The organism is Pyxidicoccus sp. MSG2 (genome assembly GCF_026626705.1).
Taxonomy (GTDB): Bacteria; Myxococcota; Myxococcia; order Myxococcales; family Myxococcaceae; genus Myxococcus.
In genome coordinates, this window is sequence record NZ_JAPNKC010000001.1 from 4,642,096 (window position 1) to 4,657,533 (window position 15,438).

Consider the following 15,438-nt stretch of genomic DNA (forward strand, 5'->3'; position numbering starts at 1 on the left):
GGGCCGAGAAGGGCCGCCGACGGGACTGCCGGGAGGACTTCCGCCAGCGGCTGCTCGCGTTCCTGGACGGGCGCTGAACCGCCATGGGTTGAAACACGAATGAGCCCTGACGCTGCGCTGCGCCAGTGGGGTAACGCAGCGAGCCACTTAATATCACTTTCCTTGCTTTTATTGTTTTGGCGGTTTTGTGCTGTGGTTCGTGTCCGTCTCTTTCCTGCTCCAGGAGGACACGATGCGAAGAACAGACTCGAAGCAGCTCCCCGTTGTCTGGTTCATGGCGGTGTTGACGGTCTGTGCGTTGCTTTCCGCGTGCGAAAGCCCCCGAGGACTCCAGGAGGCCGGTGAAGACCTGACCCATGAGGAAGCGCTGAGCGCGGATGGTGGAGGTGGCGGCGGAGACGGTGGCTACGTCGCGCCTCCTGAACTCACCAACCCCCTGTACCTGCCGCCCGAGCAGATCTCCGCGGCGCAGAACATCTGTGGCGCCAGTGCGCATTACGCCTCTCTTGGCGCGTGCACGAGCGCGGTGGGGAGCTCGTTCTCGATCAGCGGCAAGCAGTGCAAGGTGAAGCAGGCTTCGAACGTCCGCTTCAACGGCCTCACCCACTGCTGCATCAGTTGCGAGCTCAACGCCAACACCGCGTTCAACAACTTCATGGGACTGGGGGGAGCGACGAACATCCAGCTCGCGCCCATGACACAGCCCGGCTGCGGTACGCCCGGCACGTTCACCGGCGTCACCAATCCGCTGGGCGTCTACGGTGCCATCGTAAGCGCCGCGGGCATCAACGCGTGCACCACCAACCCGGTCGACCTCAAGGGCCGACCGGGCTTTCTCGCCTTCACGGACAACTCCGGTGTGCTGAACGAGGGCAGCTCGCGCTCGACCTTCGGGTACTTCGTACAGTCCGTCCAGAACGGGCAGACCGTCACCTACTTCGTCCTCTTCAGCTACGACAAGGCGGCCGACGGGAACTGCGCCACCGAATTGTTCCTCTTCGGGCCCGTCGTCCAGGGACAGTCGCCACCGCTGGTGATGGGCCTGGCCATCGACAAGGACGGCAACCTCCTCTCGGAGGTGCCGCTCAACATCGCGAACGTCAGCAACTATATCGGGGGCGATTCGGAGGCCGTGAAGCCCGGTGTGAGCCCCAACCAGGGCTGCCGCGCCTGTCACAGCAATGCGAACTCGGGACCCAACGAGACCCAGCCCTTTCCCTGGGGAGGACGTCCGCCCCGTGGAGCTGACGGTGGGGTGATGGATCCCTGCGCGCCGGCAGATGCGGGCACTTCCGATGCCGGCACTTCTGACGCGGGAAGCTCCGATGCGGGTGCCAGTGACGCCGGGACCGGCGATGCGGGCATCCCCGATGCGGGCCCGCGTGACGCGGGCACTTCTGACGCGGGAACCGTGAAGGTGGATGCCGGCGTGAAGTAATCATCCCGGAGTCAGGGACGCCCTTCCGTTCGCTCAGGCGAACGGGAGGGTGAGCAAGAGGCCCAGCGCGAAGAAGGCAGGGGCGGAGGCGCGCCCCTGAGCCGAGCGCCGCCTCCCGAGCGGCCACGCGGGCGAAGTGGGACGTGCTCGAAGGGGGGCCTACTCTTGGGGCATGAAGACCACCAGCATCCTCGCCGCCACGCTGCTCTCAGGGAGCGCGGCACTCGCGAAGCCTTCGCAGGACCTGCAGGTGCGCTCTCCCCAAGGCACCTTCAGTGCACGCGTCACCCAGCAGGCCATCAACGGCCCAGGGCTCCAGCTCGAGGTGACTCCGGAGTCCATCCACGGGCAGTCATCCGGGCGCCCGGTGGACCTCACCCTCGCGGATGGGCGGATCCATGGCACCGTGGGGCAAGCTCCCGTGGACCTCCAGCTCCGCGAGCGGACCGAAACCCTGGAACTCAAAGGCACCTTCGCCGGGCAGGCCTCGGAGCTCCGGCTGAGCCACGAGGAGTTGGCCGGCAACGTGGGCGACTGCGGGTACGAGCTCACCATCGAGCGCAACCGCCGCTGGTACGAGGGCCGGCGGACGTGCGGCTCTGGCCTCCAGTCCCCGGTGACGGTGGTGATCCCCCCCGAGCTCAAGAAAGAGACGAGCGAGCAACTCATGTCCGCGCTCGCCATCTTCCTGTCACAGCCGCGCTAGCGCCAGACGCATACGCGCGTGGGGCCCGCGGGACAGCGGCTCGAGCACAGCCTCCAGCGACGTGCCGACCCGGCTCGGCTCCCCCTCCTCGCCACCGTCCGACGCGGAGGCTCGGGCCTTCGCGACCAGGGCGTCCACGTCCAGGCGCTCGGCGTGCGCCAGCACCGTCGCGGGGTCATCCATCGGGTCCTCGTCCCTGGGCAGCCCGACGACGGGAGTGCACGCCCGGGGATCGAACCCGGCGAAGTCGGTACGTCAGACCGATGCCGTCTCCAACTGGCTCGGCGTGCAGACAACATGTGGCCCTGGCAGGAATCGAACCTGCGGCCTCTCGGTTCGCACCCGAGCGCTCTCCATCCGCTGAGCTACAGGACCAAGGTATTGCGAGTGCCCCGCATGGAGTCGAACCCGTCTTTCCGCATTGAGAGTGCGGTGTCCTCCGCCCATAGACGAACGGGGCGGGAGCCCGGCCCCTGGCCTCATCGCGCCCTGTCAGAAGACGGGGCGCGGAGACTCAGGGTCGGGAACGGCTGTCACGGAAGGAAGCGATTCCGTCCAGCCACTCGAGCTCGTCGGGAACGGGCTCGGGCTCGGTGTTCGCGGCCGGAACGGCGAGGCCATGGACGAGGTCGTTGCGACGGTCGATGTTCTTCATGGGTCACCGCTCCTTTCAGTAGGGAAGAGCGCTCCGACAGGGAATCGAACCCTGTTCACACGGTAGACGGCCGTGCTGCGATCCAATCGCATCCCGGAGCAGAAACAGGACTACGGACAGCCATGCCGCGGGCGGGATTCGAACCCGCAACCTCTGCGATCTGAAGGCAGCGCCTCTACCAATTGGGCTACCGCGGCGTTGAGTGGAACCACCGGGATTCGAACCCGGACCTCTCGGATGCGAACCGAGCGTTCTCCCCTTGGAACTATGATCCCGTGTCTGTGATGGGTGCTGCGGTGACCCGGAAAAGCGAGAGGCCGGGTCCCCTCTGGGAGCCCGGCCTCTGGTCTCGTCGTGCCTCGTCTTTCGACGGGACGCGGAAGGTCAGAGTCCGGGTGGACTATCGCCAGCGATATCTCCCAGCATCGCGGCATCAAGAGCGGTGAACAGACGGGCGAGCGCGAGCGCGTCGATGCCGATGACAGTGTCGTTCAGGTGTTCGGGATTCATCGGGCTCGTCAGGTTCGCCGTGTTCATGGTCACCGCTCCTTTCAGCGAAAAGAGACGCGCCGATAAATCCTTCCCTGACACGTGACAGGGCTTTTGCCCCCGGCCATGCTCCGGGGCCACGGACGGGTGCACGATGGAAGCCGGTGGTGGGGTGACGGGTTATGAAGAGTGGGCACCGCCCGCCTCCCTGGCGGAGGCGGTGGACGCCTTCTGGCGCTTCACCGCGCCGCCCCCCGGTGCCGCCCCCTTCAGCCACCGGGTGCTGCCCGACGGCTGCACGGACCTCATCTTCCAGTTCCGTGGCGCACGAGGCTCCACGTGGCTGGCCGACCCGCAACTGGTCGTCGTAGGGCCCATGGAGCGCTTCGCGCTCGTGGACATCGAGCCCGGCGCGGTGAGCTTCGGCGTGCGGCTCCGGCCCGGGTGGGCGCTTCCCCTGCTCGGCGTGAGTCCTTGCGAGGTGTGCGGGCTCAACGTCCCCGTGGCGGACTGCGCGCCGGACCTCGCCGTGCTCCAGCGGCGACTGGAGGACTGCGCATCACCCGCGCGGGCCCTGCGCCTCTTCCAGGAGACCTTCTCTCGGCAGCGAGCCTCCGTCGGTGCCTCGCCATCACCCCGCGCCGCGCAGGCGCTGCGCTGGCTCCAGGCATCTGGAGGTCAGGTGCGAATGTCCACGCTGGCGCACACGCTGGGCATCAGTGAGCGCACCCTGCACCGCGACGTGCTGGACGAGGCGGGCGTCGCGCCGAAGCTGCTTGCCCGGGTGCTCCGCTTCCAGCGGGCCGTGGCGCTGCTGCGCTCTCGGGCGGGCGAAGATGTGTCCTCCGTGGCGCTCGCGTGTGGCTACTCCGACCAGGCCCACCTGTCGCGCGAGGTTCGGGAATTCGCGGGCGTGACGCCTGGCATGCTCGCCGGCTGACGCCCTGTCCGATTCCTTCAAGACAGGTCGGGCGCACCGTGCGAACACCGCCGTACACAGCTTCCACCTTCCACCGGAGTGCTCCGCCATGAAGCTCGGCTACGTCATCCTCTACGTGCAGGACGTGCCCGCCACCGTCGACTTCTACGAGAAGGCCTTCGGCCTGCAACGCCGCTTCCTCCACGAGAGCAACAGCTACGCGGAGATGGAGACCGGCGCCACGGCGCTCGCCTTCGCGGTGGAGAGCATGGCGAAGGACAACGGCCTCACCGTGCGCCCCAACCGCGTGAAGGAGGACGCGGCCGGCGTGGAGGTGGCGCTCGTCACCACGGACGTGCAGGCCGCCTACGAGCGCGCCGTGAAGGCCGGCGCGCGGGCCGCCCAGCCCCCCAAGCAGAAGCCCTGGGGGCAGACGGTGGCCTACGTGCGGGATATCGACGGCGTGCTCGTGGAGCTCTGCACGCCCATCACCACCTGAGTGAACCAGACACACTCCTGGCGTGAATATCGCCATCCAATCCTCCTCTCAGGGCTGAAGAGCGGAAACCTGAGAAGGTGAAAACCCGAAAACCCTCCTCACATGGGTTCAACGGGGTCGAGGATGGATGGCGGAGCCGCAACGCTCACGCCGGAGCAGAAGCGCGCGCGCCTGGCGGAGCTGTTGCGGAGCAAGGCCCGTGAAGTCCAACGGGGCGCCGTGTCCTTCGGGCAGGAGCGGCTGTGGTTCCAGGACCGGCTCAGCCCGGGCAGCGCGGCCTTCAACATCCCGGTGGCCGTGCGCCTCTCCGGGACGCTGGATGACGCGGCCCTGCGCGCCAGCCTCCAGGAGTTGGTGCAACGCCACGCGTCACTGCGCACCACCTTCGTCGAGGAGGACGGGCGCCCCGTCCAGCTCGTCGCCGCGTCGGGGAGCATCTCCCTGCCCGTGGTGGACCTCCAGGGGCTGCCCGAAGCCGGGCGCGAGGCCGAGGCGTGGCGACGGCTCACCACCGACGCATGTCAGCCCTTCGACCTGGAGAAGGGGCCGCTGCTGCGCACCGTGCTGTACCGGCTGGGTGCGCTCGAGCACGTGCTGCTGCTCAACCTGCACCACATCGTCTCCGACGGCTGGTCCCTGGGTGTCCTCGTTCGCGAGCTGAGCGCGCTGTATCCGGCGCTCGCCACGGCACAGCCCTCGCCGCTGCCCGCGCCCCGCATGCAGTACGCGGACTATGCCGCCTGGCAGCGCGAGTACCTCCGAGGCGAGGTGCTGGAGTCCCAGGTCCGCTGGTGGCGGGAGCGGCTGGACGCGGATGCGGTGCTGGAATTGCCTACGGACCGGCCTCGCCCGGCAGTGCCTTCCGGACGCGGCGCCCGCCTCACGGTGGTGCTGCCCCCGGCGCTGCTCGAGTCGTTGAAGGCCCTGGCGCGCGCGGAGGGTGGCACCCTCTTCACCGTGCTGCTGGCCGGCTTCCAGGCGCTGCTGCACCGCTACACGGGACAGCCGGACATCGTCGTGGGCACGTCCGTCGCGGGCCGAGGCCGCGCCGAGTTGGAGGGCCTCATCGGCCTGTTCACCAACACCCTGGCGCTGCGCACGGACGTGTCCGGCCAGCCCGGCTTCCGCGCGCTGCTGGGCCGCGTGCGCGAGACGACGCTGGGCGCATATGCGCACCAGGATGTGCCCTTCGAGAAGCTGGTGGACGCGCTCAAGCCCGGGCGCCAGCTCAGCGTCGCGCCCCTCTTCCAGGTCGCGCTGACCTTGCAGAACACCCCCATGCCTTCGCTGCGGCTGCCGGGGCTGGTGATGGATGCGCAGCCGGTGGACAACCGGACCAGCAAGGCGGACGTGTCCCTGCTGGCGGTGGAGCTGCCGGAAGGCCAGGGCCTGCGCCTCGCCGCCGAGTACAACACGGACCTGTTCGAGCCCGGCACCGTGCAGCGGATGCTCGCGCACCTGAGCACGCTGCTCGAAGCCGCTGCGGCGAATCCGGACCTCCGAATCTCGGAGCTGCCACTGATGGAGCCGGCCGAGCAACGTCAGGTCAGCGGTGCATGGACCGGCACGTCCGCGCCCTTCCCCGAGGCGTGCGTCCACACGCTCTTCGAGGCACAGGCCCGGCGCACTCCCGACGCCGTGGCGCTCCGGTTCCGGGGACACGCGCTGACGTACTCGCAGCTCGACGTCCGCTCCAACCAGCTCGCACATGCACTGCGCCGCCAGGGCGTGGGGCCCGAAACATGCGTCGCGCTCAGTGTGGAGCGTTCGCTGGAGGTCGTCGTGGGCCTGCTCGGCATCCTCAAGGCGGGGGGTGCCTGGGTGCCGGTGGATCCGCTGCTGCCGCGTGAGCGACTGGCCTTCATGCTGGAGGACAGCGGGGCCTCGGTGCTGGTGACACAGTCCGCATTGCTGGAGCGCTTCTCCGAGGCCCACCACGCACGCGCGCTGTGCCTCGACACCGAGCAGGACGCGCTGTCTCGCGAGAGCACCGAAGCGCCGGTGACGGGCGTGGGCCCGCGCCACCTTGCCTACCTGCTCTACACCTCCGGCAGCACCGGCACGCCCAAGGGCACCGCCGTCGAGCACCGTGGCGTCGCCAACCTCGTCACCCACGAAGCGGTGGCGTACGGCATCGGCCCGGGCAGTCGCGTGTTGCAGTTCGCCAGCCTCTCCTTCGACCTGTCGGTGGAGGAGGTCTTCACCACGCTGTGCTCCGGCGCCACGCTGGTGCAGGCACCGTTGGAGGAATTGATGCCCGGCGCGCCGCTGCAGAAGCTGCTGCGCGACGAGGCCGTCACCGTCATCAGCCTCACTCCGGCGGCCCTCGCGGCCACACCCGCCGAGGAGCTTCCGGAGCTGCGCACCATCATCTCCGGAGGTGAGGCCCTTCCCTCCGAGGTAGTGGCACGCTGGGCCACTGCCGGCCGGCGCTTCCTCAACAGCTACGGCCCGACGGAGGCCACGGTGGTGGCCACGCTCACCGAGTGCTTCGCGGATGGGCGTGTGCCCTCCATCGGCCGCCCGCTGGCCAACGTACTCGCGTACGTGCTGGATGCACGCGGAGAGCCCGTGCCCATGGGTGTGAAGGGAGAGCTGTTCATCGGTGGCGTGGGCGTGGCGCGCGGCTACGCGGGAAGGCAGGGACTCACCGCCGAGCGCTTCGTTCCGGACGCGTTCTCCGGTGAGGCAGGAGCGCGCCTGTACCGCACGGGTGACGTGGTGCGCTGGCGCGAGGACGGCACGCTGGAGTTCGTCGGCCGCGCGGATGCGCAGGTGAAGGTGCGCGGCTTTCGCATCGAGCCAGGCGAAGTGGAGGCCGCGCTGTCGAAGCTGCCCCCGGTGCGCGAGGCCGTGGTCATGGCGCGCGAGGACGGCCCCGGAGGAAAGCGCCTCGTGGGCTACGTCGTGGCGCACGAGGGTGTGCAGACAGACAGCGTCGCGCTGCGGGCCGCACTGAAGGAGACGCTGCCCGAGTACATGGTGCCCTCGGCCATCGTGGTGCTGCCGGCCATGCCGCTCACGCCGAATGGCAAGGTAGACCGCAAGGCACTGCCGGCCGCCGACCTCTCGGGAATGGCCGCGCGGGAGTACGTAGCACCGCGCACGGCCACCGAGGAGCGCCTGGCCGGACTCTGGCAGGAGCTGCTCGGCGTGAAGCGCGTGGGAGCCGAGGACAGCTTCTTCGACCTGGGCGGCCACTCGCTCCTGGCCACGCAGGCCATCAGTCGCATCCGTCACGCGTTCGGTGTGGAGTTACCCCTTCGCCGGCTCTTCGAGTCCCCCACCGTCGAAGCCGTGGCTCGCCTCATCGACGAAGCCCTCGCGGGACGGGCGGCACCGGCAGTGGCCAGACGCCAGGAGTCACGGCCGCGGCCCACGCGCCCCCTGGAGGACGTCGCGCGCGAGCTGGAGGCACGGACCTCCTCCAGGACACACGGGGCTGTCGCCACCGACGAAGCCCGGCGACTGCTGGCGGAGTGGAATGCCACTGCCTCCGAATACCCGCGTGACTCCACCCTGCCCGAGGTCTTCGCTCAGGTGGTGGCGCGTTCCCCCGACAAGGTCGCCGTCGCGTTCGGTGACGCGACGCTCACCTACCGGCAACTGGACGAGCGTGCGAACCAGCTCGCCTGGCACTTGCGCGAACTCGGTGTGTCCACGGACTCGCGCGTAGCCGTGGCGCTGGAGCGCTCGCTGGAGCTGATTGTCTCCCTGGTCGGCATCCTCAAGGTCGGTGGCGCCTACGTGCCACTGGACCCGACGTATCCGCGTGAGCGGCTCGCCGCCATGGTGGAGGACTCGCGTCCCACTGTGCTCATCACCACTCGCGCCTTCGTGGGGATGCTCCCGGCGGTGACGCACACGGTGCTCGTGGAGGAGGCTCGACTCTCCGAACAGCCCGCGCATGCGCCGCCGCCCGCCGCGCATCCCGGCAGCCTCGCGTATATCGACTTCACCTCTGGCAGCACCGGACGGCCCAAGGGCGTCGGCACTCCGCAGGCCGCCGTGCTTCGCACCGTCTTCGGTGTCGACTATGCGCACCTGGGGCCGGATGAGACGTTCCTCCTCATCGCACCCGTCTCCTTCGATGCGTCCACCCTGGAGCTGTGGGGACCGCTGCTGCATGGGGCTCGACTCGTCGTCTTCCCGCCCCGTCCTCCCAGTGACTTGAAGGAGCTGGAGGCCGTGCTGATGAAGCACGGCGTGACGACGCTCCACCTCACCGCCGGGCTCTTCACCCAGGTGGTGGAGCACGGCCTCTCCGCGCTGCGCGGCGTGAAGCAACTGCTCACCGGTGGTGACGTGGTGAGCGCGCCACACGTGCGCCGGGTGCTGGAGGAGCTGCGCATCCCGGTGACGGCCTGCTACGGCCCCACCGAGGGCACCCTCTTCACCTCCTGCCACCGCATGACGGACGTCTCCCACGTGGGCACCTCCGTCCCCATCGGCCGCCCCATCGGAAATACCCAGGTGTATCTGCTGGACGCCTCTGGCCAGCCCGTGCCCGTGGGCGTCACCGGTGAGCTGTTCGTCGGTGGCGACGGCGTGGCGCGTGGCTACGTGGGCCAGCCCTCACTCACCGCCGAGCGCTTCGTCCCGGACTCCTTCTCCAGTGTGCCCGGGGCCCGCCTCTATCGCACCGGAGACCTCGCGCGCTGGCGTCACGACGGCGTGCTGGAGTTCCTAGGTCGCGCCGACGCCCAGGTGAAGGTGCGCGGCTACCGCATCGAGCTGTCTGAAGTCGAAGCCGCCCTGCTGGCGTGCGACGGGGTGAAGGAAGCGGTGGTGCTCGTTCGCGAGGACGCGCCGGGTGACAAGCGCCTCGTGGGCTATGTGGTGGCCCCCGAGTCGCTCGACCCCGGGGTGCTCCGCGCGCTGCTCAAGGAGCGGCTCCCCGAGTACATGGTGCCCTCGGCCGTGGTGGTGCTGGACGCCTTCCCCCTCACGTCCAACGGCAAGGTGGACCGCAAGGCACTGCCCACCCCGGATGCCGCCCTGCTGCGCCGCGCGCCTTCCCGGGCTCCGCGCACGGACACCGAGCAACTGCTCGCGACGCTCTACGAAGAGGTGCTCCACACCGGAGCGGTAGGCGCCGAGGACGACTTCTTCGAGCTGGGTGGCCACTCACTGAGCGCCACGCAGGTCCTCTCGCGCATCCGCCGCGCGTTCCAGGTGGAGCTGCCCCTGGCCGACTTCTTCACCGCGCCCACCGTGGAGGCCGTGGCCCACCGCCTGGAGGCCCTGGGTGCCGTGCGCAATGCGCTCGCGGTGCCTCCGCTCAAGCCCGCGCCACGCGGCGGAAGCCTGCCCCTGTCCTTCGCGCAGCAGCGCCTGTGGTTCTTCGCGAAGCTGGAGCCCGAGAGCGCCGCCTACAACCTGCCCGCGGCCGTGCGCCTGGAAGGCGTGCTCGACGTGCCCGCCTTCGCACGGGCCCTGCGGGCCCTGCAGCAACGCCACGAGTCCCTGCGCACGACCTTCCGCGACGCAGAGGCAGGTCCAAGTCAGGTCATCACTCCCGAGCCCGCACTCCCCGCCGGGTGGACGGATTTGGAGACGGTGCCGGAGCAGGAAGCCGTGCTACGGGCCCTCGTCGAGGACGAGGCACGGCAGGTCTTCGACTTCGAAGCCGGCCCGCTCTGGCGCGTGCTCCTGGTGCGCCTGGGTGAGCAGCGCCACGTGCTGCTGCTGACCATGCACCATGTCATCTCCGATGCGTGGTCCATGGGCGTGCTCATCCAGGAATTGACCACCCTGTACGCGGCCCACCTGGAGGGCCGGACGCCGCAACTGAAGCCGCTGCCGGTGCAGTACCCGGACTTCGCCCTCTGGCAGCGCGGCTGGCTGCGCGACGAAGCGCTGGAGACACAGCTCGGCTGGTGGCGGCGGCAGCTCCACGGGGCACCGCGTGCCCTGGAGCTTCCCACCGACCGACCGCGGCCCCGGACACAGTCCTTCCGTGGCGCGGCCTGGCCCTTCCAGTTCCCCCGCTCGCTGTCGGACGCGATGCACGCGCTCTGCCGCCGCGAGGGAGTCACGCCGTCCATGGTGGTGCTCGCCGCGTTCCAGACACTGCTGGCCCGCTACAGCGGACAGGAGGACGTCTGCGTGGGCTCGCCCATCGCCGGCCGTCACCACGCCGAGCTGGAGGGGCTCATCGGCTTCTTCGTCAACACGCTGGTGCTGCGCACGCGGCTGGACGGAGACCCCTCCTTCCGCGAGCTGCTAGCCCGCGTGCGCGATGTGGCGCTCGGGGCGTACGAGCACCAGGACGTCCCCTTCGAGAAGCTGGTGGAGGCCCTGCGGCCCGAGAGGGATTCGAGCCGCTCGCCCCTCTTCCAGGTGATGCTCGCGTACCAGAACGCGCCCATGCCCGAGATGATGGGCCCGGGCTTGAGCCTCCACCGCATCGAGGTGGAGGGCAGCACCGCGAAGTTCGACCTGACGCTGGCCCTGAGCGACACGGACCAGGGGCTGAAGGGCGTGCTGGAGTACAACACCGACCTCTTCGACGCGGCGACCGCGGGCCGCATGGTCGGCCACCTGCGCACGCTGCTGGAGGAGGCTCTCTCCGCACCTGAGCGCCGCCTCTCCGCGCTGCCCATGCTCACGCCCGGTGAGCGGCACCTGTTGTTCGAGGCGTGGAACCATCCCGCCGCCGCCACGGCGGAAGACGCGTGTCTGGAACGGCTGCTCCAGGCGCAGGCCCGCCTGTCGCCGGAGACCGTCGCGGGGGAACATGAGGGCCACGCCCTCACCTGGACACAATTGCACTCGCACGCCCGCCAGGTGCTCCGTGGATTGCGCGCGCGGGGCGTGGTGGCACCGGCTGCACCACCACCGCTCGTCCCCGTGCCGCGCACGGGCCCCGTGCCGCTGTCCTTCGCCCAGCAGCGGTTGTGGTTCATCGACCAGCTCGAGCCCGGCGGCGCCACGTACAACATGCCCGCCTTCGTGCGGCTGGAGGGTGCGCTGGACGTGGAGTCACTCCGGCGCGCGCTGTCGGAGTTGATGCGCCGGCATGAAGCGCTGCGGACCACCTTCATCCTGGTGGACGGCGAGCCACGCCAGCGAATCATGCCCCACGAGGAGCCGCGGCTGGACGTCGTGGACCTGGGTGGACTCACGCCTGAAGCCGCCGAGGACACGCTGCGGCGGCAGCTTCGCGAGGAACTGCGGCACAGCTTCGACCTCGCCACCGGCCCGCTCGTCCACGCACGGCTGTGGAAGCGGGGACCGCTGGAGCACGTGCTCGCGCTGAACATGCACCACATCGTCTCGGACGCGTGGTCCATGGGCGTGCTGCTGCGTGAAGTCGCCGCGCTCTACGAGTCCTTCAGCCACGGCCGGCCCTCACCGCTGCCGCCTCCCGCGCTCCAGTACGCGGACTATGCCGTCTGGCAGCGACAGTGGCTCCAGGGCGAGGTGCTGGACGAGCAGCTCTCCTGGTGGCGCCAGCACCTCTCGGGGCTCGCCACGCTGGAGCTGCCCACGGACAGGCCACGCCCGCCCGTGCGGACGTTCCACGGTGCCCAGGTCCCCGTTGCCCTCTCGTCCGTGGCCTCGCGTGCGCTCCGGGCGGTGTGCCAGCAAGCGGGAGCCACGCCCTTCATGGCGCTGCTGGCCGTCTTCCAGGTGTTGCTGGCGCGCTACACGGGACAGGAGGACATCGCCGTCGGCTCGCCCATCGCCGGCCGGCACCAGGGTGAGCTGGAAGGGCTCGTCGGGTTCTTCGTCAACACGCTGGTGCTGCGCGGCCACGTGGACGTTCGTGCTTCGTTCCTGCACCTGCTGCGGCAGGTCCGCGAGACAGCCCTGGGGGCCTATGCCCATCAGGACGTGCCCTTCGAACAACTGGTGGAAGCGCTCCAGCCCGCACGCGACTTGAGCCGCGCTCCGTTGTTCCAGGTGCTCTTCGCCTTGCAGAACACGCCCATGCCCTCGCTCCGACATGGAGCGCTGGCGCTGCACCCGCTGGAGGTGGAGGGCGCCGCGGCCAAGTTCGAGCTGCAGCTGAACCTGATGGAAGCGCCCGAGGGCTACCAGGGCACTCTCGACTACAACACCGACCTTTTCGAGGCGGAGACCGCCGCGCGCATGGCGGCGCACTTCGTCACGCTGGTGGAAGCCCTCGCCACCCGGCCCGACGCGCCCCTCGCTTCGGTCTCCATGCTGATGGCGGCCGAGCGACGGCAACTGCTGGTGGAGTGGAACGCCACTGCCTCCGAGTACCCGCGTGACTCCACCCTGCCCGAGGTCTTCGCTCAGGTGGTGGCGCGTTCCCCCGACAAGGTCGCCGTCGCGTTCGGTGACGCGACGCTCACCTACCGGCAACTGGACGAGCGTGCGAACCAGCTCGCCTGGCACTTGCGCGAACTCGGTGTGTCCACGGACTCGCGCGTGGCCGTGGCGATGGAGCGCTCGCTGGAGCTGATTGTCTCCCTGGTCGGCATCCTCAAGGCCGGTGGCGCCTACGTGCCACTGGACCCGACGTACCCGCGTGAGCGGCTCGCCGCCATGGTGGAGGACTCGGCACCTCACGTGCTCGTCACCACGCGCGAGCTGCTGTCGAGGCTGCCCGCCGAAGGACTGTCCACCGTCGTGCTGGGAGAGGTGTCCCTGGATGGCCTGCCCATGCAGGCGCCGTCCATGACCGCGCTGCCCGACAGCCTCGCGTATGTCGACTTCACGTCTGGCTCGACGGGTCGGCCCAAGGGCGTCGGCACTCCACAGGCTGCCGTGCTTCGCACCCTCTTCGGCGTCGACTACGCACACCTGGGGCCGGATGAGACGTTCCTCCTCATCGCTCCTGTCTCCTTCGATGCGTCCACCCTGGAGCTGTGGGGACCGCTGCTGCATGGGGCTCGGCTCGTCGTCTTCCCGCCGCACTCGCCCTCGGATGTGTACGAGCTGGAGTCGGTGCTGGTGAAGCACGGCGTGACGACGCTGCACCTCACCGCGGGACTCTTCTCTCAGATGGTGGACAGCCACCTGCCCGGGCTGAAGACGGTGAAGCAGCTCCTCACCGGCGGTGACGTGGTGAGCGCGCCGCACGTGCGCCGGGTGCTGGAAGGAATGTTCATTCCGGTGACGGCCTGCTACGGCCCCACCGAGGGCACCCTCTTCACCTCCTGCCACCGCATGACGGACGTCTCCCACGTGGGCACCTCCGTCCCCATCGGCCGCCCCATCGGAAATACCCAGGTGTATCTGCTGGACGCCTCTGGCCAGCCCGTACCCGTGGGCGTCACCGGTGAGCTGTTCGTCGGTGGCGACGGCGTGGCGCGTGGCTACGTGGGCCAGCCCTCACTCACCGCCGAGCGCTTCGTCCCGGACTCCTTCTCCGGTGTGCCCGGGGCACGCCTCTACCGCACCGGAGACCTCGCGCGCTGGCGTCACGACGGCGTGCTGGAGTTCCTCGGCCGCGCCGATGCCCAGGTCAAGGTGCGCGGCTACCGCATCGAGCTGTCTGAAGTCGAAGCCGCCCTGCGCTCGCTGCCCGTCGTGCGCGAGGTGGCCGCCATGGTTCGCGAGGACGTTCCCGGCGACAAGCGACTGGTGGCCTACGTCGTCGCGGACCCGGAGGTGGCCTGGGAACCGGACGCGCTGCACCACTCGCTCGCATCCCGGCTGCCGGCATTCATGGTGCCTTCCCACCTGGTGAAGCTGGAGGCACTGCCACTGACGCCGACCGGAAAGGTCGACCGACGACGTCTGCCCGCGCCGGACACCCAGCTCCGGAGCGACAGCGCGCCCTTCATCGCGCCGCGAACTGCGCTGGAAGCACAGCTCGCCACGGCCTTCGCGGACGTGCTGCGTGTGCCTCGCGTGAGCGTCAGCGACGACTTCTTCGCGCTCGGCGGCCACTCACTGCTGGCCCTTCGCCTCGTCTCCCGCATTCGCGAGCACACCGGCCAGGCACTCCCGGTGGCGGCCCTCTTCCAGGACTCCACGGTGGAGCGGCTCGCGCGGCGGATGCAGCAGGCCCCCGCATCCACGCGCAACCTGATTCGGCTCGAAGAGGGAAACGTCTCCGAGCGCCCCCTCTTCCTCATGCATGGTGGCGGCGGCAGCGTGCGGGGATACTCCGAGCTGGTACGCGAGCTGCGCGGCCACGGCCCGGTGTACGGCCTGCACGCTTCCGAACTGGAGGACGCCGTTTCCGTCGAGGCCCTGGCGCGCGACTACCTCGAGCAGGTGCGCGCCGTGCAGCCTCGCGGGCCCTATCTGCTGGGAGGCTGGTCCTTCGGCGGGCTGGTGGCCTACGAGATGGCGCTCCAGCTTCAAGCAACGGGCGAGTCAGTGGCGTTGCTGGCCCTGCTGGACACCGAGGCGCCCGAGACACAGCCGCGTCCGGCGCCGGATGCGCTCGGCCTGCTGGCGGCCTTCGGCCGGATGCTCGGCGTGTCGTGGCAGGACCTGCGTCTGGACCTGGAGCAACTGCGAGGCCTGAAGCCAGAGGAGCAGTTGGCCCGCGTGCTGGAGCAGGTGCCCTCCATCGACGGGGACGGCGCCAGGCGGCTCTTCGCCCTCGTCCAGCGGCTCGCCGCCGCACAGCAGGCCTACGTACCGGGCAGCACGTACGCGGGCCCGGCGCTCCTCTTCCGGAGCGCTGACGCCCGCATGCGACCAGACGACCTGGGCTGGCGCGCGTGGCTCACGGGCGCGCTCACGGTATGCGAGGCGCCTGGAGACCACTTCTCGTTGCTGAGCGCGCCCCATGCCACGCAGG

The 15,438-nt window shown here is 69.6% G+C and carries 7 protein-coding genes, 4 tRNA genes and 1 pseudogene; 5 read left to right on the forward strand and 7 right to left on the reverse strand.

What is annotated here, in order from left to right; genetic code table 11:
* Positions 1-232 precede the first annotated feature (232 nt).
* A complete protein-coding gene (locus OV427_RS17805) occupies positions 233-1,438 on the forward strand; it encodes a hypothetical protein (RefSeq protein WP_267857318.1) in 1,206 nt (401 codons plus the stop codon).
* Between the two features lie 172 nt (positions 1,439-1,610).
* Positions 1,611-2,144 (forward strand): hypothetical protein, encoded by a 534-nt coding sequence (locus tag OV427_RS17810; RefSeq protein ID WP_267857319.1) that lies wholly within the window; start codon positions 1,611-1,613, stop codon positions 2,142-2,144.
* Here the strand turns inward: OV427_RS17810 and OV427_RS17815 are convergent.
* The 7 genes from OV427_RS17815 to OV427_RS17845 form a co-directional block, all read right to left on the reverse strand.
* Positions 2,130-2,327 (reverse strand): hypothetical protein, encoded by a 198-nt coding sequence (locus OV427_RS17815; RefSeq protein WP_267857320.1) that lies wholly within the window; start codon positions 2,325-2,327, stop codon positions 2,130-2,132. The genes OV427_RS17810 and OV427_RS17815 overlap by 15 nt on opposite strands.
* 117 nt (positions 2,328-2,444) lie before the next feature.
* Positions 2,445-2,519, reverse strand: a tRNA-Arg gene (locus OV427_RS17820).
* A 13-nt stretch (positions 2,520-2,532) separates the two neighbouring features.
* A tRNA-Glu gene (locus tag OV427_RS17825) sits at positions 2,533-2,604 on the reverse strand.
* A 54-nt stretch (positions 2,605-2,658) separates the two neighbouring features.
* The gene (locus OV427_RS17830; RefSeq protein WP_267857321.1) at positions 2,659-2,799 is read right to left on the reverse strand and encodes a hypothetical protein; all 141 of its coding nucleotides are present in this window, start codon (positions 2,797-2,799) and stop codon (positions 2,659-2,661) included.
* A 123-nt stretch (positions 2,800-2,922) separates the two neighbouring features.
* Positions 2,923-2,996: transfer RNA gene (locus OV427_RS17835), tRNA-Leu, on the reverse strand.
* Positions 2,997-3,002: 6 nt separating this feature from the next.
* Positions 3,003-3,074 (reverse strand) — tRNA-Ala (locus OV427_RS17840).
* 109 nt (positions 3,075-3,183) lie between these two features.
* Positions 3,184-3,336, reverse strand: a complete 153-nt coding sequence (locus OV427_RS17845; RefSeq protein ID WP_267857322.1) for a hypothetical protein — start codon at positions 3,334-3,336, stop codon at positions 3,184-3,186.
* A 124-nt stretch (positions 3,337-3,460) separates the two neighbouring features.
* Between OV427_RS17845 and OV427_RS17850 the strand changes: the two genes are divergently transcribed.
* From OV427_RS17850 to OV427_RS50800, 3 genes and pseudogenes are all read left to right on the forward strand, one after another.
* Positions 3,461-4,228, forward strand: coding sequence for an AraC family transcriptional regulator (locus OV427_RS17850; RefSeq protein WP_267857323.1), 768 nt, complete (start codon positions 3,461-3,463; stop codon positions 4,226-4,228).
* Positions 4,229-4,316: 88 nt separating this feature from the next.
* The gene (locus OV427_RS17855; RefSeq protein ID WP_267857324.1) at positions 4,317-4,706 is read left to right on the forward strand and encodes a VOC family protein; all 390 of its coding nucleotides are present in this window, start codon (positions 4,317-4,319) and stop codon (positions 4,704-4,706) included.
* Between the two features lie 123 nt (positions 4,707-4,829).
* Positions 4,830-15,398 (forward strand): annotated as a pseudogene (locus OV427_RS50800) (amino acid adenylation domain-containing protein); the annotation flags it as partial.
* Positions 15,399-15,438 lie beyond the last annotated feature (40 nt).